Genomic DNA, 20,388 nt, shown 5'->3' on the forward strand with positions numbered 1-20,388 from the left:
CGCCACGCATGCACGCCACTTCCGCGCCCGATTTCCGTCTTTATCCATCCAATGCGCTGGATACCCTGGCCGCCTTGCTCGCGCAGGAGTTGCGCCGGCCGATGCCGGGGCAGCCGTTGCTGCAGCCGGAGGTGGTGCTGATTCCGCAGGTGGCGATGCGGCGCTGGTTGCAGTCCACGCTTGCGGCCGAGCACGGTGTTGCGGCGAATCTGGAATTTCTCACGCCCGGCGAATTCGTCGCGCGCGCGCTGGAGCGCAACCTCGGCGCGGCCGACGACGACCTGGACATGGCCACCACGCAGTGGCGGTTGTATGCGGCCCTGCAGTCGGACCTGGGCAGCGACGCGGCCCTGGCCCCGCTGGCCGGATACCTGTCCGATGGCGATGCGCTCAAGCCATGGGCGCTGGCCGGCGAGCTGGCCAGCGTGTTCGAGAAATACCAGGCATGGCGCCGCGACTGGTTGCTGCGCTGGGAAGCAGGCGCCGACCCGGACGACCCGCAGGCACGGTTGTGGCGCAGCATCGCCACCGGCCGGCAATACCGCGCCCGGCGCATCGGCCAGTATCTGGATCGCCATGCGCGTGCCGACGGCCCGTTGCCGCAAGGCCTGCCGCCGCGCGTATTCGCGTTCGCCATCTTGAACATCTCGCCGGACGTCCTGCGCGTGCTGGCCACGCAGGCGCGCGTGGGCACGCTGCACTTCTATCTGCCCACGCCGACGCAAGGCTACTGGGGCGACCTGCAGACCTTGTGGCAACGCCGGCGCGAAGACGGCGCCGTGCAACTGTTCGCCGAGCAGGTACAGGAAAACCCGTTGCTGCAGGCCTGGGGCGCAGCCGGGCGCGATTTCATGGCGTTGGTGGGCGATTACGAAGTGGTGCACCCGCTGGCCGAAATCGCCGCCTACGCCGACCCGCTCGAATCCGGCCGCCGCACGCTGGCCGATGGCGGGTTGGGCGACAGCCTGTTGCGGCGCATGCAGAGCGATCTGTTCCATCGCCGCGCGCCTGCGGCGGAAGCGGTATTGCCGGCGGTGAATCTGCACGACCCCAGCCTGCAGGTGCATGCCTGCCACACGCGGCTGCGCGAGTTGCAGGTGTTGCACGACCAACTGCGTGCGCTGCTCGACGATGCACGCTTCGACCCGCCCCTGCAGCCGCGCGAGATCGCGGTGCTGTCGCCCAATATCGACCCGTACGTGCCGTATCTGGATGCGGTGTTCGGCAGCCATGGCAACGACGACGCGCTGCCCTATGCGCTGGCCGATGCCAGCCCGTTGGCGAGCGAGTCGCTGGCCGAGGTGTTCCTCACCTTGCTCGGTTTGCCGATCGCGCGTTTCGGGCTGCATGAAATCCTCGACCTGCTGGCCAGCGCGCCGATCGCCGAAGCGGCCGGGTTGGACGAAGCCGGGCTGGAACGCCTGCGCAGCTGGCTGCACGCGGCCGGCGCGCGTTGGGGCCTGGACGCAGCGCACCGGCGGCAGCACCAGGCACCGGGCGACGATGCCTACACCTGGCGTTTCGCGCTGGACCGGCTGCTGCTCGGCCATGCCAGCGGCGCCGACGAGGACATCGATGGGGTGGCGCCGTGGCCGCAGCTGGAAGGCAGCGCGCTGGCCGCACTGGACACCTTGTTGCGGTTGTTGCGCGTGCTCGAACGGCATCAAGCCGCGCTGGCCGAGGCGATGACACCGGTCGAGTGGCGCGAGCGGTTGCTGGGCCTGCTCGAAGCATTGATTCCGACCATGCCGACTGCGCCGCGCGCGCAACGCGCGCTGGATCGCTTGCGCGCGTTGATCGTCCAATTCGCCCGCGACGCGATGCGCGCCGAGTACGCCGGCAAGGTGCCTGCCGAGGTAGTGCGTGCGCATTTTGCGGCGGTGCTGGGCGAATCGGATACGCGCGCGCCGCTGCTTACCGGCGGCATCAGTTTCGGGCGCATGGTGCCGATGCGCTTGCTGCCGTTCCGCGTGATCTGCCTGCTCGGCATGAACGATGGCGACTTCCCGCGGCGCGACCCGGCCGCCGGGCTCAATCGCCTCACCGCGGAACTGGGCACCGAGCGTCGCCGGCACGGCGACCGCTCCACGCGCGAGGACGACCGCTTTTTGTTCCTGCAGTTGTTCGCTTCCGCGCAGGACGTGTTTTATCTGAGCTATCTCGGCGCCGATGCGCGCGATGGCAGCGTGCGCGAGCCGTCGGTGCTGGTCAGCGAATTACTGGCAAGCGCTGCGCAGTACCACGCCGCCAGCAACGCGCTCGACACGCTGGTGGTGCGACACCCGTTGCAACCCTTCGCCGCTGCCGCGTTCGGCGCGCTGGGCGACGAGAGCGATGCCGGAGCCGACCCGCGCCGTTTCAGTTATCGCCGGCAGTGGCGGCCGGCGGTGGACAGCCTGGTCGGCCAGCGGCAGCCGCTGGCGCCGTGGGTGGCCGGTGCATTGCCGGCCGAAGGGATCGCCTTGCCGGCCAGCATGTCCATCGACGCGCTGCGCCGCCTGTTGACCGACCCGGCCGGGCAGTTCCTGCGTCATCGATTGGGCATGCGCCTGCCCGATCCGGCCGGAGAGGACGCCGATCTGGAACCGTTGCTCGCCCCCACGCGCGGGTTGGATCAATACGGGTTGCAGCAGCAGATATTCGACGCTGCATTGGCCGGCGACACCGAGCACCTGTACGCGCGTCTGCGTGCCCGCGCGCTGCTGCCGTCCGGCCCGCTGGGGCGGCGCCAGCTCGACGAGCGCGTGGCGCAATTGCGCCCGTATGCCGATGCGTTCCGGCAGTGGCGTGGCGAATCCCCGGCCCAGTCGCGCCGCCTGCAGGTGCAGATTGACGAGATCGAATTGCACGGTCGTGTGCCGGGCTGGTACGCAAGCGGCGTGGGGCGCGTGCAGGTCGGCGCGCTCAGCGGCCGCAGCGCCATTCGCCACGGCCTGGAATGGCTGCTGCTGCGCGCCGCCGGTGAGCACGCGCCGTACGTGCGTTTCTTCGAACACGACGACGGCCTGGGCCCGCATCCCATCGACGCGCAGCCGCTGTCGCAGACACAGGCGCGCACCGCGTTGGCCGAGCTGCTGCAGCTGTATCGCCAGGGCTTGCAGATGCCGCTGGCGTTCGCGCCGTACAGCAGCTGGAAATATCACCAGGCCGCGCGCGGCGGCGACCTGGACAAGGCCATCAAGGAGGCGGCCGGGCAGTGGCAATCGGGCTTCGGCTGGAGCGAATCGCACAGCCCGGAGCTGCGCCTGGTCACCCGCGGCCGCGACCCGTTTGCCGACGCGCAACGCTTCGCCGAGTTCGCCGCCACCAGCCATCGGGTGTATGCATTGCTCGAACAGGGAAACACCGGCGCGCCGCTGGAGACCGAGCGCGTGATCGACAGCTGGCGACACTGGCACGGCGCGCAGGAGGATGTCGAATGAGCGTCAGCCCCGTCACCGACCCGTACCTGCAGTTGCCGCTGCACGGCGTGCGCCTGATCGAGGCCAGCGCCGGCACCGGCAAGACCTTTACGCTGGCCACGTTGTTCACCCGGCTGGTGGTCGAGCGTGGCTTGCGCATCGGCCAGATCCTTGCGGTGACCTTCACCGAAGCGGCCACGCAGGAGCTGCGCCGCCGCATTCGCGAACGCCTGGTGCTGGCCGCAAGCCTGGTTCCCGAGGCGCCATCGCCTCTCGCAGGAGCGGCTTCGGCCGCGACCGAGTCGTCCGCAATCCAGTCGCCCGACGCCCCATCGGCTTCTGCAGGAGCGGCCCTGGGCGCGACCGACCTCGCCGATGCCCCGTCGCAGCCAGGGCCGCTCCTCCATGAAGCGCCCGACGTGTTACTCACCCGCGCCATCCTCGCCACCCATCTGGGCGGCGGCAGCGAAACGCCCGTCGCCTTGCGTCGCCGCCTGCAGCAGGCGGTGGAAGAAATCGATCTGGCCGCGGTGTTCACCATCCACGGCTTTTGCGCGCGCGTGCTGCGCGAACACGCACTGGAAAGCGGCCAGGCGTTCGCCGCGCCGGAACTGCTCGCCAACGATCGCCAATTGCTTGGCGAAGTGGCGGCCGATCTGTGGCGGCAGCGCGCCGCCGATGCGGTGATGGCCGAAGATCTCATCGCCCTGTGGTCGGGCGGCCCCGAGGCCTTGGCCAGCGATCTGCGCGCGCTGGTGCGGCACCCGACGCTGTTGCCGGCAGTCGCCACAACCACCGACGATGCACCTGCCTTGCTGCAGGCCGCGCACGCGGCAGCCAACGCACTGGCCGCCGCATTCCAGACGCACGGCACCGCATTCTTCGACGCCATCATGGCGGCCATCGAGGGCGGCATCCTGAGCAAGGTCAGCTACAAACCCGAGTGGCTGGCATCGCTGTGGCACTGGTTCGAAACCTTCGCCGCTGCGCCTGCGCTCAACACCGCGCCGCATGCCAAGTTGCTCAAGTTGACCGCGGCGGAACTGGCTGCCGGCACCAACAAGAAGTTCGTCGATCGCACGCCGTCTTCGCCGATGAGCCACCAGATCGATGGCTATCTCACTGCGCTGGCGCGCGTGGAAGAATGGCGCAGCCGTCGCCGTATCGCATTGCTGCACGCGCTGCGCGACGATGCCATCGCACGGCTGGCGCTGCTCAAGCGGCAACGCCGCGTGCAGACCTACGACGACCTGGTCGATGGGGTGGCGCACGCATTGCAAGGCGCGCAGGCCGACGCCTTGGTCAAACGCCTGCGCACGCAATACGCCATCGCGTTGGTGGACGAATTCCAGGACACCGACGACCGCCAGTGGTCGATCTTTTCCAACGTGTTCGGCGAAGGCCCGCTCGCACGAGCAGCAGGGCTGGAACCGGCGCTGTTTCTGATCGGCGACCCCAAGCAGGCCATCTACGGCTTCCGTGGCGGCGATGTGCGCACCTATCTGGCCGCGGCCGTCACCGCCGAACTGGCGCCGCCGCTGAGCCACAACTTCCGCTCGCGCCCCGGTGTGCTGGCGGCCATCGACGCGCTGTACGCACAGGCCGGCTACGCCGATGCCTTCCTCACCGACGGCATTGCCTTCCATCCGGTGCGGGCCGGGACCAAGCGCGTGGATGAAGACCTGCAACGCGATGGCGTCACTGCGCCGGCACTGACGCTGTGGCGCGCGCCGGAACCGCCGCCGCCTGCGAAAGGTAAGCCCAAGCCCTGGAGCGCCGGCCGCGCACGCGAGCTGGCCACCGCCGCCTGCGTTGCCGCGATCCGCGGCTGGTTGGCCGGCGGCCGCGACGGCACGGCCACGGTGTGCGGCCGGCCGGTGCAGGCCGGCGATATCGCCGTGCTGGTGCGCAGCCACGGCGAGGCCACGCGCATCCAGCAGGCGCTCGGCGCGGTGGGCATTCCGGCGGTGGCCGCCGGCAAGCAAAGTCTGTTCGCCACCGAACAGGCGCTGGAAGTGCTCGCCTTGCTGCAGGCCTTGCTCGATCCGGGCGACGACAGCCGCCTGCGCGCCGCCTTGGCCACGGTGTTGATCGGCGAAGACGCCATCGCCATCGCCGCACTTGAACGCGACGGCGAGCGTCACCGCCACTGGCAGCAACAGGCGCTGGACTGGCGCGAACGCTGGCAGCGCGGCGGCCCGCTCGCCCTGATCGGCGAACTCGGCGCCACCCACGGGCAACGCCTGCTTGCCCTGGTTGATGGCGAACGCCGCCTCACCAACTATCTGCAACTGGCCGAACTGCTGCAGGAAGCCGACGCGCGCGCACTCGGCCCGCATGGCCTGGTCGACTGGCTGTCGCGGCGCATCGCCAATGCCGACGACAACGACGAAGCCCAGCAGTTGCGGCTGGAATCGGACGCACGCCGCGTGCAGATCGTCACCCTGCACAAGAGCAAGGGCCTGGAATATCCGCTGGTGTTCCTGCCGTATATCGGCATCGGCCGCAGCGACAAGGGCGCCGGCCGTCATTGCGTGGTGCATGCGCCGGACGTGGGCCGCCAGTTGCACTGGAAGACAGAGCGCGACGACCCGAGCTGGAGCGCCGCCGAAGCCGCCTGGAAACAGGAACAACGTGCCGAAGACGCGCGCCTGCTGTATGTCGGCCTGACCCGCGCCGAGCACGCGCTGTGGATCGCCAGCGGCCCGTTCCATCAGCACGAACGCACTGCGTTGTCGGCCATGCTGCGTGCGCTCGATGCGCTGCAGGGCGCGGCAGGCGAGGGCACCGTGGTGGTGGACACCAGCACGCCGCCGGCCCACTTGCCGCGGCTGCCGGCGCCGATCGAGGCGCAGGTGCCGCCCGCGCGCAGCGCGCAACGGCACATCGCCCCGGAATGGTGGGTGTATAGCTTCACCCAACTGGCCAACGCCGATGCCGGCGCGGCCACCGACCCGATGGCCAGCGCCACCGTCGTCGGCAGCGGCGGCAGCGATGAACCGTCCGGCAGCGAGGCGGTTGCCGTGGCCGTTGCCAGCGACGCCGAGCCGTTCGATCCGCGCTTTGCCGGCAACCGCTTCGGCGTGGTGATGCACGATGTGTTCGAACGTTGCGACTTCGCCGCCTGGCAGGCCTGGCGGCCCAGTCAACCCGCGCCCGACGGCCAGGCCGCACCCATCCTCCAGGCCCTGCAACGCGGCGGCTACGCCCAGGACGACCTCGACGACGGCCTGCGCATGCTCACCGCGCTGATCGGCCACACGCTCACCGTGGCCTTGCCCGAAGGCACCCGCCTGGCCGACGTGCCCGAACCGCAGCGCCGCAACGAAATGGAATTCCATTTCGCCATGCGGCCCACCCGCGTCGATGCGTTGCTGGCCCTGCTGCATCGGTTCGGCGTGGTCGGCGACCGCCAGGCCTTCGGCGCGCGCCAGCGCCTGGAAGGCCTGATGACCGGCCTGATCGACCTCACCTACAGCGTGGACGGGCGCTGGTATGTGCTGGACTACAAATCCAACCGCCTGCCCAGCTACGACGCCGACGCCCTGGCGCGGGCCATGGCGCACAGCGAGTACGAACTGCAGGCGCTGATCTACACCGTAGCGTTGCACCGCTGGCTGCGCTTCCGTCTGGGCGAGGCCTACGACTACGCCCGCGACTTCGGCGGCGTGCGCTATCTGTTCTGTCGCGGCCTGGATGCCGGGCGCCCTGCGGAGGCTGCCGGGTCGGAAGCCGTTGCCGAAACCCCTGGCCATTCCATCGCGGGCCAGCGCATGTCCGCAACCGCGCGCGATTCCACGGGCGACAGACCCGATTCCGCTCCGAACGCCGGCGCCACCACCACCGGCGATATGCGCGCGCCGCTTGGCGATCCGGCACCGGGCATCCACGCCTGGCGCTTCGAACCGGCGCTGGTGCTGGCCGTGGACGCCTTGTTCGCCGGCAAGCTCGCAGATGCGCTGTCCAATGACGCGCCAGCGCAAGGTTCCCGCAACGGCCTCGAGCCCCTCTCCCCCCGGGAGAGGGGTTGGGGCGAGGGTACGTCCGCACCAGGGACCCCCACACCATGAAGCAACGCACCACGCCACTGGCATGGCCGACCCGCACCGCGTCCAAGCCTCTCCGTGATCGCGCCGAGCAGGCACCGCCCGCGAGCCACGGGCGCCAATGCCGCTGCGCGCCCGCAAAGCAAGCCAGCGCCGCGCATGCCAGCACAGGTGCGCGGAGCATGACGGGGCGCGAGCGCGCGTGCGCCAAGGGAATGCCGACGCCATGACCCATCCAAACCTGCTCGCCGCCCTCAACCAGAGCGGCGCCCTGCGCACCTTGGATCTGGCCTTCGCGCAAAGCCTGCAACGCCTGGAGCCGGACACCGACCCACAGATGCTGGCCGGCGCCGCGCTCGCCTCGCTGGCGGTCACCAGCGGCCACGCCGGCCTGGACCCCGCCCGCGCCGCCATGTTGCTGGACGCGCGCGACGGCCCGCCGCCCACCTTCCCGGACCCCGCCGACTGGCAACGCAGCCTGGCCGCCTCGCGCTGGGTCGACCAACCGCAGCCCGACGCCCCGGCCGCCGCCGATTGCCCGCTCGTCCTCGAACGCGGCCTGCTCTACCTGCGCCGCTACCGCGAGTACGAACGCCGCCTGGCCCTGGGCCTGCAACGCATCGCCGCGCAACCGCTGCCGCCGGTCGACGCCGCCACGCTGGCGCCGCTGTTCGCGCAGTTGTTCCCGAACGCGATCCCAACCCCTCGCACCGCGGAGCCAACCCCTCTCCCCCCGGGAGAGGGTGCCCGACGGGCGGGTGAGGGTACGGGCCTGCCCGCGCCAATCCACTACCAAGAGGGAACAACCCCCCCCACGCCATCCCACCCCCCGGACCGCCAGGCCCAGGCCGCCGCACTCGCGCTACGCCGCGCGTTACTGCTGGTCACCGGCGGCCCGGGCACCGGCAAGACCACCACCATCGCCCGCCTGCTGTTGCTGCGCATCGCCCAGGCACGGGCATCCAGCACGCCGGCCCCACGCATCGCCCTGGCCGCGCCCACCGGCCGCGCCGCCGAGCGCATGGCCGAAAGCCTGCGCGCCGCCATCGCGCGTGCCATCGCCGACGGCATCCAGCTCCCGGCCGCCGGCTCGCTTCCCGCACCATCGGGAAGCGCCGGCCTCATCACGTCCACGCATCCGACCAACGCCGCCGCGCCCGCGTCCACCGGCGCCGGATTGGAACTGCAGACGCATGCCGCCTCAGAGCAGGGCGGGCCGCCCAGCTGGGAAGCGCTGCTGCCCAGCGGCGCCAGTACCCTGCATCGTCTGCTCGGCGTCATCCCGGATTCCCCGCACTTCCACCACAACGCCGACAACCCGCTGCCGTTCGACCTGATCGTCGTCGACGAAGCCTCCATGGTCGACCTGCCGCTGATGTGCAAACTGGTCGACGCCGTCGCCGATGGCACCCAGCTGATCCTGCTTGGCGATGCCGACCAGCTGCCTTCGGTGGAAGCCGGCGACGTGCTGGCCGCCATCCTGCAGGCCGCCGGCCCGGGCGATGCCCTGCAGCCCGAAGACGCCCAGGCACTGCAATCGCTGCTCGGCAGCGCGCCCGTCGAGCGTCCGCCTGCGGTCACCTCCGCCACCCGCAGCGGCGGCCTGGACGGCCACCGCGTGCACCTGCTGCGCGGCTATCGCCAGGCGCAGGATTTCGCACTGGCGCCACTGGCCGACGCCATCCGCGCCGGCGATGCCGACACCGCCCTGGCCCTGCTGCGCAGCGGCGAACTGCCCGGCGTGCACTTCCACGAAGACGGCGAAGATCCGCTGGCACTCGGCCGCGACGCGCTGCTCGCGCACTGGCGCGCGCTGGCCAACGCCCAGGACCCCGCCGCCGCCCTGCGCGATGCCGGCCGCCTGCGCCTGCTCACCGCGGTGCGTGCCGGCCCGCAAGGCGCACGCGGCCTCAACGCCCGCATCGAACAACTGCTCGCCGACACCGGCTCCGGCGCCCGCCGTCTGGGCGGCGCCTCGCCCTGGTTCCAGGGCCGCCTGCTGCTGATCACCGAAAACAGCTATCGCCACGGCCTGTTCAATGGCGATGTCGGTATCTGCCTGCGCAGCGACGCGGGCCCTTCCCCCGGGCAGGGCGACGCAAGTGCCGTGACCGCGCGCGGCCACGCGGCACCGTCGTCAAGGCCGGGCCACGCTGGCGACAGCGCACGCCATGACGCCCCCGCCACCGACCGCCGTGCCCAAGGCCCCTTGGTCGCCTGGTTCGAAGGCGACGGCGACGGCCAGGTGCGCGGCTTCCACCCCGCCGCACTGCCCGCGCACGAAAGCGCCTTCGCCATGACCGTGCACAAGGCCCAGGGCAGCGAATTCGACGAGGTCTGGCTGCAACTGCCCACCCGCGACGCCCGCGTACTCAGCCGCGAACTGCTCTACACCGGCATCACCCGCGCCCGCCGCGCCCTGCACCTGGCCGCCAGCGAAGCGGTCATGCGCGCCGCACTGGCACGCCACGCCGCGCGGATCTCGGGCTTGGCGTGGCGGTTGGGTGCAAAAGACGACAAGCCACCGCCGGTTCCAGCACCCACGCCAGCGCCGCTTCCACAACCGCCGCCCAGTGCGCCTGTGCAAGGTGCGCTGTTCTGATCAATCCAGTCGGTGCCGGCGCTGTCCCGCAATGGCCGACTGCACATTGGTCACATGATCAGGAGCTTTACTGACAAGGAAGCCGAAAAGATCTGGGCTGGGTGAGCGTTCCCGCCGGTTGCCTGCCGACATCCAATTGGTCGCGCGCCGCAAGTTGCGCATGCTCAATGCCGCCGCGCATCTCGACAATCTGCCGATTCCGCCCGCCAACCGGCTGGAAGCGTCGAAGGGCGAGCGGCCCGGCCAGTACCGCATCCGGATCAACGATCAATGGCGCATCTGCTTCCGATGGATGGAAGGCGATGTGGTCCAGGTCGAAATCGTCGATTACCACTGAGCACGAGGCATCTGTCGATGACGGTCCTACCCAATATCCACCCTGGCGAAATTCTGCTTGAGGAGTTACTCGAGCCTCTGGGCATCAGCCAGAACGCACTGGCACGCGCCACCGGCGTCCCGCCGCGCGGTATCAACGAAATCGTGCTAGGCAAGCGCGGCATCACTGCCGACACTGCCATGCGTCTGGCCGCCGCGTTGGGAACCTCCGAGCGCTTCTGGCTTGGCCTGCAGGCCGACGACGAACTGGAGCAGGCGCATCGCGCGCTGGGCGACTTGCCGGCGCGGATCAAGCGGCTGGCGGCATGATCCGGGCGGCTTCCAGCACATGCTGCTAAGTCGGCGCAGCGTGTGCGCTGCTCGCGAACACCGGCGTCGGGTTGGGCTGATGCGGCGGCGTGCCGGCCGGTGACGCTTCGTCGCCGCACACAGGAATTCACCACGCCGCCCGGGCGCTGCGCTGGAGGTGGGTAACGTTGCGAGCCTGGCCGTCCGCTGGATCGCGTGATCGCGCCGTACGCCATTGCCGCGGCCCACGGTCGCACGCGTGAGCGCGAACACGCGACTGTTCGTGTTGCCGACGGGGCTGCCAGCACCGCCTTTCACTGCCAGAGGTCCTCCCATGCAGCCCACCGCAATCCGTTCCACCGTCGGCTTGCCCGGCGCAGACATGACGGCTGACCTACGCGATCCTGCACCCGTCGCCGTGCCGGCACATTCCGCCGCAGACGCGGCCGCGCCGCCGCCGGGCGCCTTGCAGACCATCGTTGGCCGTCCTCCTCGCCCGGACGGACCACGGCACCGCCGCGCGCAGAGCTTGCCCGCGCGATTGACGCCTGCCCAGCGCGGCATGCTGGCCGAGCTGGGCGTGGCCGACACGTCCGTGCTGACGCCCACCGAGACGGCCGTGCTGCGGGAGCTGCGTCTGCACCGGCCGCCGTTGCCGCTCGACACGCTGCTGTTCACCGACCCGAACAAGGACCCCGACGATGTCGTGACCTACACCATCGCCAAGCAGCTGCAGGCCGAAGGCTTTTTGCGTCTGACCGACGTCGTCGTCACCCTGGGCGATGCCGACATGCGATCGCAACGCGCGCAGCTGGCCAAAGGTGTCTTCGATCGCCTGGCATTGCCGGAGGTTCGCGTCGCGCGCGGTCAGGACTATCCCATGACGTCCACGCAGGCCCGGGAGCATTCCAAGTTCCTCGCCGAGGGAGCCGCGCTGCGTGCGGCGCCGGACGCGGTGCACACCGATGGCGTCCGCGCGATGCGCGAGCGTCTGGCGACCTCGCCCCACAAGCTCGGCATGGTGGTCATCGCCGGAATGACCGACGCCAGCGCCTTGCTTGCGGAGGCGGGCGATCTGGTGCGGGAAAAGCTCGCCTCCATCACCATCATGGGGGGCATCGACCCGGCCAGGGACGCCGATGGTCTCGTGCAACCGGACACGCGCGCCTACAACAACGCCACCGACATCCACGCCGCCCGTGCGCTCTACCGCCGCGCGCAGCAACTCGGCATTCCGCTGCGCATCCTGAGCAAGGAAGCTGCCTACAGGGCCGCCGTACCGCCAGCGTTCTACGAAGGCATCGCGCGCAATGGCCACCCCGTGGGCGAGTATCTGCGCGATGTGCAGAAAAACGCCTTGAAAGGCCTGTGGGAAGGCATCCAGGCCAACCTGATCCCCGGCCTGGATACGGCGTGGTTCTTCCGTACGTTCGTCGCAGCACAACCGCAGGATCCAGCGGCAGCGGATCAGCAAGGCGCCATGAGCTTCGACGCCATCTGGCCGCAGGTGACCAAGCTCAATCTCTACGATCCGCTGACCCTGCTGGCAGCGCTGCCAGGCGCCGCGCGCCTGCTGTTCCAGCCAACCCCCATGCACCGCGAGGGAGCCAGCCCGGTGGAGCACGTGGGCCACGCCGAGGTTGTGCGTCCGGAAAAAGCCAGGCTGTTGCTGTCGGCGCTGGCCAAGGCCGCGCTCGCCCAGCAGGACGAGGGGCAACGCGGGCGCTGAGCGCTCCGCAGCTTTCGCGGAGTGGCGCCGTCGGGCGTCACCCGCGAAGCGCGAGGTTGGACTTCCCCTCCAGTCCGTCCGCCTGCCAACAGGCCGGGCGGATTACTTGCCCCTCTTTTCCTGCTTGGCCGCGCGCTTTTCTTTAAGCGTCTTGGTCGGCTCTTTCTTCTGGTTCTTCTTCTGGTCCATCCCCTTGCTCATGACACCCTCGTGGTTGCTGGATTGAACGGTCGGGCAGCGCCGGACCCGGCGTGCCAGCGCACTGTAAGGCTTGTGCGCCATGGAAGGGCAGAGGGTCTGGCGCAGGGGAAGACGCGACAACCGGTGGCGGCAGCCGGCGCCCATCGCCTCAGCGTGGCGCAAGCAGCTTGGCCAGGGTGTCGGGCCGCCCGGCCAGCCGCTCCAGCCGTGGGTAGCGCAGTGGTCCGGTGTACTGGATCTGCACGTCTGCACGCTGCTCGTCCTGTGCGATGCCCAACACGATGGGGCGGCGAATGGAGTCGCGCACCGCATCGCGCAACGCGTCCTGCTCGAACGGCGATCCATTGACGGTCAACACGCGCGTGCCCGGCCGCAGTCCGGCCGCGAACGCGGGGCCGTTCCAGGCCACCGTGCGCACCATGCCGTCGGCGCGTACCGTCAATCCGATCGAGTAGGTGAGATCGGCAACGCCAGCTTCCGCTTCGCTGGCACGCAACGCGGCCGTCGGCGTGTCGGTGTAGACCAGCGCCCAACCGTGTTGGGCCAGTCCGCGCGTGGTGTCCAGTTCGTCGTGGGCATCGATCCACCCGCGCAGGAAACCTGCCCAGTTCGCTGGCGCCACGGCATGCAACGTGGCGCAGATGTCCTCGAACGTATAGGTCCGCGTGGGCGAGTGCGGCGTGGCGCCGGCGAAAAAGCGCTGCGCGAAATCGTCGATGCTGCGCTTGCCGCCGCTGCGCGTGCGCAGTTCGGCATCCACGGCCAGCCACAGCATCACGCCTTCGGAGTAGTAATCGCGCCGGCGCTGCCAGTCGCGCCACGCCACCGGCTGGCGCAACATGAAAGCCGGGTAGTGCACGTCGTCGGATAAGGAGCGCCATGCCCGCCCGGGCCGCGTTGCGATCTCCGCCGCTTCCAGCGCCAGGCGGTCGCGCACCTCATCGGGCGTGAACTGGCCGGCCCGTGTCGCCAGCACGCGGCCCCAGAACTCGGTCTGTCCCTCGTACATCCACAACAGGCTTCCGGAGACCGGCACGTTCGGCGTCGGTGCCCATAAATCGGCAGGCGTCCGGTAAAAGCCGTTCCAGGCATGCACGATTTCGTGCGCAATCAGGTCGCGCGAGTGGATCTGGCCCGGCCAGTCCTGGAAATGCGACGAGGCCAAACCGTTCTCGCTGGACGCACGATGCTCGGTGCCGCCGGCCGACCCCTCGTCGCTCAGCCGCGCCAGGATGGCGTAGCGTGCAAACGGTGGCGGACCGAACACCACGCCCAGCTGCGCAAGCAGCGAACATAGTTCGGCCACACGTGTGGGCGGCACCTGCAGGTCGGCGGGCCGCTGCGCCACGATATCCAGCGACACCGCCCCGCTCAGCGGCAGCTGCGCGGCGTATCGGCCGGCGAGCACCGGCGCATCCAGCAGCGTTTCCAGCGATGTCGTCTTGAAGGCGTAGTGCGTGCCGCGCACGCGCTCCACGTCCAAGGCACTGAACGGTCGCAGCCCGTCGGGCAGCGTCAACATGGCGGCCACAGGAATGTTCCGCGCATACCAACCGGCCGGATACAGCACCAACCGCTGCCAGGGCACAGACACGATGTCGCGTGTCAGCAACTCGCCGCCGGCCACCATCTGGAACCGCACATCGAGCTGCTGCACGCCGGCCGGCACCTGCACATGGAAGGCATGCGGCTCATAGGCATCGCGCCGCCATGCCAGGCGGCGGCCCGCTGCACTGACCTCCAGGCCGGCAAGATCGGTCACCGTCAGGCTCGGCCCGTGGCTGGCGGCCTCCCAACGTGGATACAGCAGCGTTATTGCGCCGCTCGCGTCTACCGGTATCTGCTGGCGCACAGCGAAGATGCGGCGGGCTACGTCGGTGGCATCCACGTCCACGCGCATCACCCCGGCAAAGGCGTGGTCTACCGGCGGCGCAACCGTCGGCGTCGGGGCAACGTACGTCGGGCCGTGACTGGATTGCGCGAACCCTTGGCCTGCCAACAGTGCGAGCACCACCGCCAAGACCGACGCACGCGCAAAGCGGGAATAGGGAATGTGTCTTGAATGGATGCGCATTGCACGGCCTCGAACAAGGCCGTGATCCTATACGCCTGCAACACCACGCAGCCATCTCGAAAGCAGTGCGCTGCTCCAGCTCGCTTCGGCGCATGCATCCGCATCGACGGACGCACACACGTGCCCAGATGCCGAACGCCCGCGTGCGGCCGTCAAGGGCTGCACGCGGGCGCCGGTGACAGCCGTGGCCTTAGAGCGGCTAACAAAACGTAGGCAGCAGCCGTCAGGCGGGCGCGGACGGCGCGCTCAGAACCGCAGTGTACGGGTGGTACATGCCGATTCCGAGCGCCGACCGCGCCCGCCTGGCGGTTGCGCAGGCGTTCTGTCAGCTGCTCTTATTTGGCCGGTACGCGCTCGTACTGCTCACCACCGGTATTGAGATGGCCGTTGCTCTCGTCAATGGCGAAGTTCACCGTCTCGCCATCGTTGGTGACCTGCAATGCGCCGTCCTTGTATACCGCCGGGTAGCTTTCGGTCTTGGGCTGGCGGCTGAAGAACTTCGGTGTGGTGCTGCGCACCATGAAGGTCTCGCCATTGCGCTCGATGTCCATCGTCTCGTCCTGCGACTGCAGGTTGACCCAATGCCCAACGAACTTCTCGCCTTCCACCTTGGCGCAACCGCTCATCAACAATGCCGCGGCCAGCGCGGTGCCCATCCACTTCATCATCGTGCGTTCTCCAGTTGAGGCTGCAGCGAGGATGGCGGGTGGGGGATGTATGGGAGGTCAAGGCGTATTCGCCCAGGCCTCGAATGCGAGCACCGATGAGGTTGGAAGAAGTCGACCCGACTCTTGTCCTACGTCAATTCTGCCTCTGCTCCCGCACCTTCCGCCAAGTGCGAAAACGCGTCACATGCGAACCTGTTGCGACAAAAGACCCCCTCAAATAGGCTGTTTGAACTGCCTTCGCAAAAAATTACGGAGATAACGTGAAGCACATATGGATCGCTGTTCTGGCGACAGGATGTGCCATTGTCTCGGCCTGGGCCCAGGCCGTTGCAATCCGGTGCGACACTTGCCGAGTAGACAGCGATTTTCGTGCTGAAGCGGTGCGCAGGGGACCCGGCACCCACATCGTCTACAACGTAGAAGATAACCTGGTTCAACAGTGGTACGTTGGATCAGACGGCGACACAGTGCCCGCATCGGTGAAAGCTCCACCGACGCCAATCGCGCAGCAGCAGACGCCATCCGCTGGAGCGACTCAAGAGCTCGCCAACGCGCACACGTTTCACGTGATCGATGGGGGCACCATTCGACCTATTTACAATATCCCGATCGAGATGCTGGGATTGAATTCTCATGCACGCGAGAAAAGCGCATACGATTACGTCACCGACGCAAATCTCAGGGCCATGGTTGAATCTGCCACGGGCAGCAGCTTGCTGATACAACAGGTCACAGGCTCCGGGACCACGGCGTCGCTGGCCAACCCGCATCGGGCAAACTTGCTTTTCAGAGTTGTCTTCAAGGACGGCTCATATGTCGGCGTGATCGTCGCTGTGAATCAGGCCAACGGAAAATCCGAACCCGGTAGCGAAAGAACCGCAGCGGGCCAATCGATTCCGAAGCAAGCCAGCGAACTTTCGGGTACCTGGACCAACAACGGGGGCGACAACCTGGCCCCGATGGTGGCACTCATGCAACGCCTTGGCGGCACTGTGAGCGACGCGGGGTCTGCGGGCGCAGGCGGCACAATCACTGCCATCGTGTGCGTGGCTCAGCACTGCACGGTAGCGCGTTCGGCGTCGTGATCGACCGTTGGCATGCATTCCAGTCGCTTACGACGACCGTTCGCTGGGCGGCTGGAGTGCTCGACATGACACAGGCAGCAAACCGGAAAAAACTGCGCTCAGGCTTCACCCAATGGCGCGCTGCAGGTTCGGCGCCACGCTGGAGCAGATCGATCGGCTCTCGGTGTCGTGACGCACGGCCAGTGCGCAAGGCGACATGGCGTGGCGACGGGATGCCGGAGTACCCCCTGATCGGCGGCAACCATTGGACGAGGCCACCGAAAAAGTAACCCCGGCCGCGTTTTCAGCAAACATGGCGACAACCGCCACCTGCGGGCGATCGAGCGCGCGGTCACCCTGGCTGATCGCAGCGCTCTGGCAGCGGCCTAAATCGCCATGACTCCGCCATCGATAAACAACTCGTGCCCGGCGATGAAGCTGGACGCGTCCGAGGCCAGGAACAGTACCGCCTCGGCGATCTCTTCGGCGTCGCCCAGACGCCCGAACGGAATCATCTGCTTGAACGCGTCCTCGGCCCCTGCATTGGCTTCCAGGTAGGTCTGCATGGCCGGTGTGTGGACCATGCCGGGCGACACCACATTCACGCGGATGCCGCGGCTTTTCAGGTCGCTCGTCCAGGTGCGCGCGAACGAGCGGATGGCTGCCTTCGTGGCGCTGTAGACCGAAAGCGCGCCGATGCCCTTGCTGCCAGCCACAGAGCCGGCCAGGATCACGGCGCCGCCGCTGGCCATCAGCGGCAGCGCCTTCTGCACGGTGAAGACCGTACCCTTGATGTTGGTCGCCAGCAGGCGTTCCAGGTGCGCAACGTCGATCTCGCCAAGCGCGGCCGACTCGGAAACTCCCGCGTTGGCAAAGACGACATCCAGCCGGCCGTGCTCCTGCTGGATGCGCGCATAGAGCCGGTCCATGTCCTCGGGCACGCCGACATCGCCCTGCACGCCCACCGCGCCGCCGATCTCCGCCACCGCAGCGTCCAACCGGTCCTGCCGCCGCCCCGTGACGTAGACCTGCGCGCCTTCGGCCGAAAACGCCTGCGCGGTCACCAGCCCGATGCCGTCCGTACCGCCAGTGACCACGACCACCTTGCCTTCGAATCGCTTGCCCATGGTGTTTCCTAGTAAGTGGAGGATTGCTCCACTTAGTATATGGAGGTAGCCTCCACTTCCACAAGTCTCGCCGGAAGAGCCCGTTGACCGCCAAAACTCCCTTGCGCGCCGATGCCCAGCGAAACCGCGAGCGCCTGCTCGCCGCGGCCGAGGAGGTATTCCTGGAGCGCGGCGCCGAGGCGTCGATGGAAGACGTCGCCAAGCGCGCCGGTGTGGGCATCGGCACGCTGTATCGGCGCTTCCCCACACGCGAGTCGTTGTTTGCCGCGGCCTATAGCGGGCGCTTCCTGTCGCTGGCGAACGCCAGTCACGCGCGCGCCAGTTCGCTCGACGCGCTGGCCGCGCTGCGCGCGTATCTGGAGGATCTGGCACTGCACACCAGTGTCTATCGTGGGCTGGCTGCGTCGCTCGGCGCCGTGCTGCAGAGCGGCACGCCAGGGTGCGAGGCCGTCAGCAAGGAAGGGCAGCAACGTTTGCGTAGCGCGCAGAACAGCGGCGTCGTCCGCTGCGATGTCTGCTTCGACGATCTCGTCGTCGTCGCCATCGCCACCTCGCTGGCCACCGAACAGCATGGCGCGCCGAAGAGGCGCATCGCGCATCTGATCGGGCTGTTCGTCGACGGCATTGCAGCGCCAAGGGCGGCGTCGGCTGCATGAGGCGGCTGACACGATGACGCCCGGATTGCCCGACCGTTCGTGTCGGGTGGTGAGGGCTCGGAACCCACGCACGCGCGAGCGTTGACAAGGGAGAACGATCGTTCTACCTTGGCGCCGTGGACAAGCCAACCAACGACACCCAACAGAAGATCCTGGCAACGGCTGAGGCGCTGATCTATCAGCACGGCATCCATGCCACCGGCATGGACCTGCTGGTGAAGACCTCAGGCGTGGCGCGGAAAAGCATCTACCGCCACTTCGACAACAAGGACGAGGTGGCCGCCGCGGCACTGAGCGCGCGCGACGTCCGTTGGCTCGAATGGTTCAGGCGCGAATGCGACAAGGCCGACAGCCCCGAGGCGCGCATCCTGCGCATGTTCACGGTGCTCAAGGAATGGTTCCAGTCTGCCGGTTACCGCGGCTGTGCCTTCATCAACACCGCAGGCGAGGTCGGGGACCCCGACGATCCAATTCGCAAGATCGCCAAGCATCACAAACAGAAGTTGCTCGACTACACGCTGGAACTGACCGGGCAACTGGGTATTACGCAGCCGGCCGCACTGGCGCGCCAGCTGCTGCTTCTCATGGAAGGCGCAATCACCGTCTCGCGCGTGATGGGTGACGAAGACGCCGCAGACACCGCAAGGGATATCGCGCAGTTGTTGCTAAAGCAGGCCACCGGCTAGCGGCCTGACGCTCCGTCGCAATTTCAAAACACCGATGTATCCACTTTGATTGGAGACCTTGCCATGTCCAACGCTCACGCTCGCCCGCCGCTTCCCCCCTTCACCCGCGAATCGGCGATCGAAAAGGTACGACTCGCCGAAGACGGTTGGAATTCCCGCGATGCCGACAAAGTGTCGCTTGCCTATTCGCTCGACACCCAATGGCGAAACCGTGCCGAGTTCACCAACGGTCGGGAAGAAGCGCGGCAGTTTCTTGCGCGCAAATGGAACAAGGAACTTGAGTACCGCCTGATCAAGGAACTGTGGGCCTTTACCGAAAACCGTATTGCCGTGCGCTACGCCTACGAATGGCGCGACGATTCAGGCAACTGGTTCCGCTCCTACGGCAATGAGAACTGGGAATTCGGCGCCGATGGCCTGATGGAGCGCCGCTTCTCGTGCATCAACGACATGCCGATCAAGGAAAGCGAGCGCAAGTTCCACTGGCCGCTGGGCCGTCGCCCGGACGATCATCCGGGGCTGTCTGATCTGGGTATGTAGGGGTTCTAGGCGACTGAGATGCAAGCCCTCGGCGGTGCTTCTGCACGGGGGCTTTTGTCTGGCCCCGGCTGCGTCATTGGCATGCAGGGGAGGCGGCAAGGAAACAGGGTCAAGTTCACTCAGAAAGTAAACCTGACTCCTTTTCCGCCCCGTTTACGTAAGTTGTACCTTATTCGGAGGACGACGCTGTGGCGGCCGCCGTCACCGACCTTCTAAAGGCAAGCAGGCGATCGACCAGCGCGTCCGCGTCATCGCCAACGCCGCTGGCCGCCTCCCACAGGCCCGGCTCCAATCTGGAAGGCTCCCACGTCGCCAACCGCAGCAGATCGTCGGCGAGCATCTGGGTCTCATGCTCGTTCATCGGATGCGCGGCGCGATCGTGCTCCTCGGGCATCGTGACAATGTCGACCGCGCGGTTCATGCAGCCGTCTGTCATTCCATTGCGCGGGCCCTGGAACTGATGTTGTTTCCATACGCATAAGCGTGTGCCAGGCGCTGGACGGCACTGAGCGCGCAGGTAGTGGCAACACCGGCCAACGCGGCAATTCCGCTGTACTTTGCAAGTTGATCTTTCTCAATGCGACCATGGGTGGAGGAATCGAAGCGATACCAGTGAGAGCGGCGCCGATGCCGGCGACGGTCGAAACATGGCTTGCAATCCGTTGCCCCGTCGTTCTGGTCGACGCTCTGCGCACCGGTTGTTGTGGTAGGCCTTGCAACTGTGCATCTATCCGTGCATCGGCATGTCGCGGCTCTGTGGCGCCGAGTTCGATCTCGGCACGACCGCTTTCCAGATCGATCTCTTCTCTTCTCGCCATCGGCGACAAGGACGGTAACACTGCGGGACGCATGAGACACCTCACCATGGATGGTCGATGCCAATTTTCTCATCGAAACATCGCCGCGCCTCATCGCGCGCCGAAACGCACGCGCTTTCGACGAAGTCGCAAGAACGGAATCAGGTCTATTT

Annotated in this window: 13 protein-coding genes, 1 other RNA gene and 3 pseudogenes; 11 read left to right on the forward strand and 6 right to left on the reverse strand. The window is 67.7% G+C overall.

From position 1 onward, the window contains the following. The first annotated feature begins 8 nt into the window (after nucleotides 1-8). The 7 genes and pseudogenes from recC (at nucleotide 9) to xopQ (ending at nucleotide 12,402) form a co-directional block, all read left to right on the forward strand. A complete protein-coding gene (gene recC, locus LN450_RS01395) occupies nucleotides 9-3,422 on the forward strand; it encodes an exodeoxyribonuclease V subunit gamma (RefSeq protein WP_039418785.1) in 3,414 nt (1,137 codons plus the stop codon). Further along, the gene (gene recB / locus LN450_RS01400) at nucleotides 3,419-7,471 is read left to right on the forward strand and encodes an exodeoxyribonuclease V subunit beta (protein ID WP_011349180.1); all 4,053 of its coding nucleotides are present in this window, start codon (nucleotides 3,419-3,421) and stop codon (nucleotides 7,469-7,471) included. The genes recC and recB overlap by 4 nt, the downstream gene beginning before the upstream one ends. A gap of 202 nt (nucleotides 7,472-7,673) precedes the next feature. Further along, nucleotides 7,674-9,531: pseudogene (locus LN450_RS01405) on the forward strand (AAA family ATPase); the annotation flags it as partial. Between the two features lie 203 nt (nucleotides 9,532-9,734). Continuing rightward, nucleotides 9,735-10,049: pseudogene (locus tag LN450_RS23315) on the forward strand (ATP-binding domain-containing protein); the annotation flags it as partial. A 54-nt stretch (nucleotides 10,050-10,103) separates the two neighbouring features. Next, nucleotides 10,104-10,386, forward strand: a pseudogene (locus LN450_RS01410) (type II toxin-antitoxin system RelE/ParE family toxin). 17 nt (nucleotides 10,387-10,403) lie between these two features. Next, nucleotides 10,404-10,694, forward strand: coding sequence for a HigA family addiction module antitoxin (locus LN450_RS01415; protein WP_011349177.1), 291 nt, complete (start codon nucleotides 10,404-10,406; stop codon nucleotides 10,692-10,694). A gap of 313 nt (nucleotides 10,695-11,007) precedes the next feature. Beyond that, nucleotides 11,008-12,402 (forward strand): type III secretion system effector XopQ, encoded by a 1,395-nt coding sequence (xopQ, locus tag LN450_RS01420; protein ID WP_011349176.1) that lies wholly within the window; start codon nucleotides 11,008-11,010, stop codon nucleotides 12,400-12,402. Nucleotides 12,403-12,504: 102 nt separating this feature from the next. Here the strand turns inward: xopQ and LN450_RS01425 are convergent, their stop codons facing one another. The 4 genes from LN450_RS01425 to LN450_RS01440 all read right to left on the reverse strand — a co-directional run bounded on the left by LN450_RS01425 (nucleotide 12,505) and on the right by LN450_RS01440 (nucleotide 15,345). Then, nucleotides 12,505-12,684 carry a hypothetical protein gene (locus LN450_RS01425; RefSeq protein WP_003482327.1) on the reverse strand — a complete coding sequence of 60 codons (180 nt, stop codon included), beginning with the start codon at nucleotides 12,682-12,684 and terminating at the stop codon, nucleotides 12,505-12,507. Between the two features lie 67 nt (nucleotides 12,685-12,751). Beyond that, nucleotides 12,752-14,677: a M61 family metallopeptidase gene (locus LN450_RS01430; RefSeq protein ID WP_011349175.1), complete on the reverse strand. Its 1,926-nt coding sequence runs from the start codon at nucleotides 14,675-14,677 to the stop codon at nucleotides 12,752-12,754. A gap of 197 nt (nucleotides 14,678-14,874) precedes the next feature. Then, nucleotides 14,875-14,951: non-coding RNA, sX9 sRNA (locus LN450_RS01435), on the reverse strand. Between the two features lie 61 nt (nucleotides 14,952-15,012). Then, a complete protein-coding gene (locus LN450_RS01440) occupies nucleotides 15,013-15,345 on the reverse strand; it encodes a hypothetical protein (RefSeq protein ID WP_003482333.1) in 333 nt (110 codons plus the stop codon). A gap of 566 nt (nucleotides 15,346-15,911) precedes the next feature. On the opposite strand from LN450_RS01440, the gene LN450_RS01445 reads away from it, so the two are divergent. Then, the gene (locus tag LN450_RS01445) at nucleotides 15,912-16,430 is read left to right on the forward strand and encodes a hypothetical protein (protein WP_041855098.1); all 519 of its coding nucleotides are present in this window, start codon (nucleotides 15,912-15,914) and stop codon (nucleotides 16,428-16,430) included. Between the two features lie 365 nt (nucleotides 16,431-16,795). Here the strand turns inward: LN450_RS01445 and LN450_RS01450 are convergent, their stop codons facing one another. Continuing rightward, nucleotides 16,796-17,536 carry an SDR family NAD(P)-dependent oxidoreductase gene (locus LN450_RS01450; protein WP_011349173.1) on the reverse strand — a complete coding sequence of 247 codons (741 nt, stop codon included), beginning with the start codon at nucleotides 17,534-17,536 and terminating at the stop codon, nucleotides 16,796-16,798. 83 nt (nucleotides 17,537-17,619) lie between these two features. Between LN450_RS01450 and LN450_RS01455 the strand changes: the two genes are divergently transcribed. The 3 genes from LN450_RS01455 to LN450_RS01465 all read left to right on the forward strand — a co-directional run bounded on the left by LN450_RS01455 (nucleotide 17,620) and on the right by LN450_RS01465 (nucleotide 19,418). After that, complete coding sequence (locus tag LN450_RS01455) at nucleotides 17,620-18,192, forward strand: TetR/AcrR family transcriptional regulator (RefSeq protein ID WP_041855097.1); 573 nt, start codon at nucleotides 17,620-17,622, stop codon at nucleotides 18,190-18,192. 116 nt (nucleotides 18,193-18,308) lie between these two features. Next, nucleotides 18,309-18,878, forward strand: a complete 570-nt coding sequence (locus LN450_RS01460; RefSeq protein ID WP_011349171.1) for a TetR/AcrR family transcriptional regulator — start codon at nucleotides 18,309-18,311, stop codon at nucleotides 18,876-18,878. A 63-nt stretch (nucleotides 18,879-18,941) separates the two neighbouring features. Next, nucleotides 18,942-19,418 (forward strand): nuclear transport factor 2 family protein, encoded by a 477-nt coding sequence (locus LN450_RS01465; RefSeq protein WP_011349170.1) that lies wholly within the window; start codon nucleotides 18,942-18,944, stop codon nucleotides 19,416-19,418. 169 nt (nucleotides 19,419-19,587) lie between these two features. Here the strand turns inward: LN450_RS01465 and LN450_RS01470 are convergent, their stop codons facing one another. Continuing rightward, nucleotides 19,588-19,839 carry a hypothetical protein gene (locus tag LN450_RS01470; RefSeq protein ID WP_228729411.1) on the reverse strand — a complete coding sequence of 84 codons (252 nt, stop codon included), beginning with the start codon at nucleotides 19,837-19,839 and terminating at the stop codon, nucleotides 19,588-19,590. Between the last annotated feature and the right edge of the window lie 549 nt (nucleotides 19,840-20,388).

This window comes from Xanthomonas euvesicatoria pv. euvesicatoria (assembly GCF_020880415.1).
GTDB lineage: Bacteria > Pseudomonadota > Gammaproteobacteria > Xanthomonadales > Xanthomonadaceae > Xanthomonas > Xanthomonas euvesicatoria.

Bases quoted from the DNA above. Each gene is read 5' to 3' on its own strand.
- LN450_RS01425 (WP_003482327.1), bottom strand. From the start codon at position 12,684: ATGGCGCACAAGCCTTACAGTGCGCTGGCACGCCGGGTCCGGCGCTGC.
- LN450_RS01430 (WP_011349175.1), bottom strand. From the start codon at position 14,677: ATGCGCATCCATTCAAGACACATTCCCTATTCCCGCTTTGCGCGTGCG.
- LN450_RS01440 (WP_003482333.1), bottom strand. From the start codon at position 15,345: ATGATGAAGTGGATGGGCACCGCGCTGGCCGCGGCATTGTTGATGAGC.
- LN450_RS01450 (WP_011349173.1), bottom strand. From the start codon at position 17,536: ATGGGCAAGCGATTCGAAGGCAAGGTGGTCGTGGTCACTGGCGGTACG.
- LN450_RS01415 (WP_011349177.1), top strand. From the start codon at position 10,404: ATGACGGTCCTACCCAATATCCACCCTGGCGAAATTCTGCTTGAGGAG.
- LN450_RS01465 (WP_011349170.1), top strand. From the start codon at position 18,942: ATGTCCAACGCTCACGCTCGCCCGCCGCTTCCCCCCTTCACCCGCGAA.
- xopQ (WP_011349176.1), top strand. From the start codon at position 11,008: ATGCAGCCCACCGCAATCCGTTCCACCGTCGGCTTGCCCGGCGCAGAC.
- recC (WP_039418785.1), top strand. From the start codon at position 9: ATGCACGCCACTTCCGCGCCCGATTTCCGTCTTTATCCATCCAATGCG.
- recB (WP_011349180.1), top strand. From the start codon at position 3,419: ATGAGCGTCAGCCCCGTCACCGACCCGTACCTGCAGTTGCCGCTGCAC.
- LN450_RS01470 (WP_228729411.1), bottom strand. From the start codon at position 19,839: ATGAACCGCGCGGTCGACATTGTCACGATGCCCGAGGAGCACGATCGC.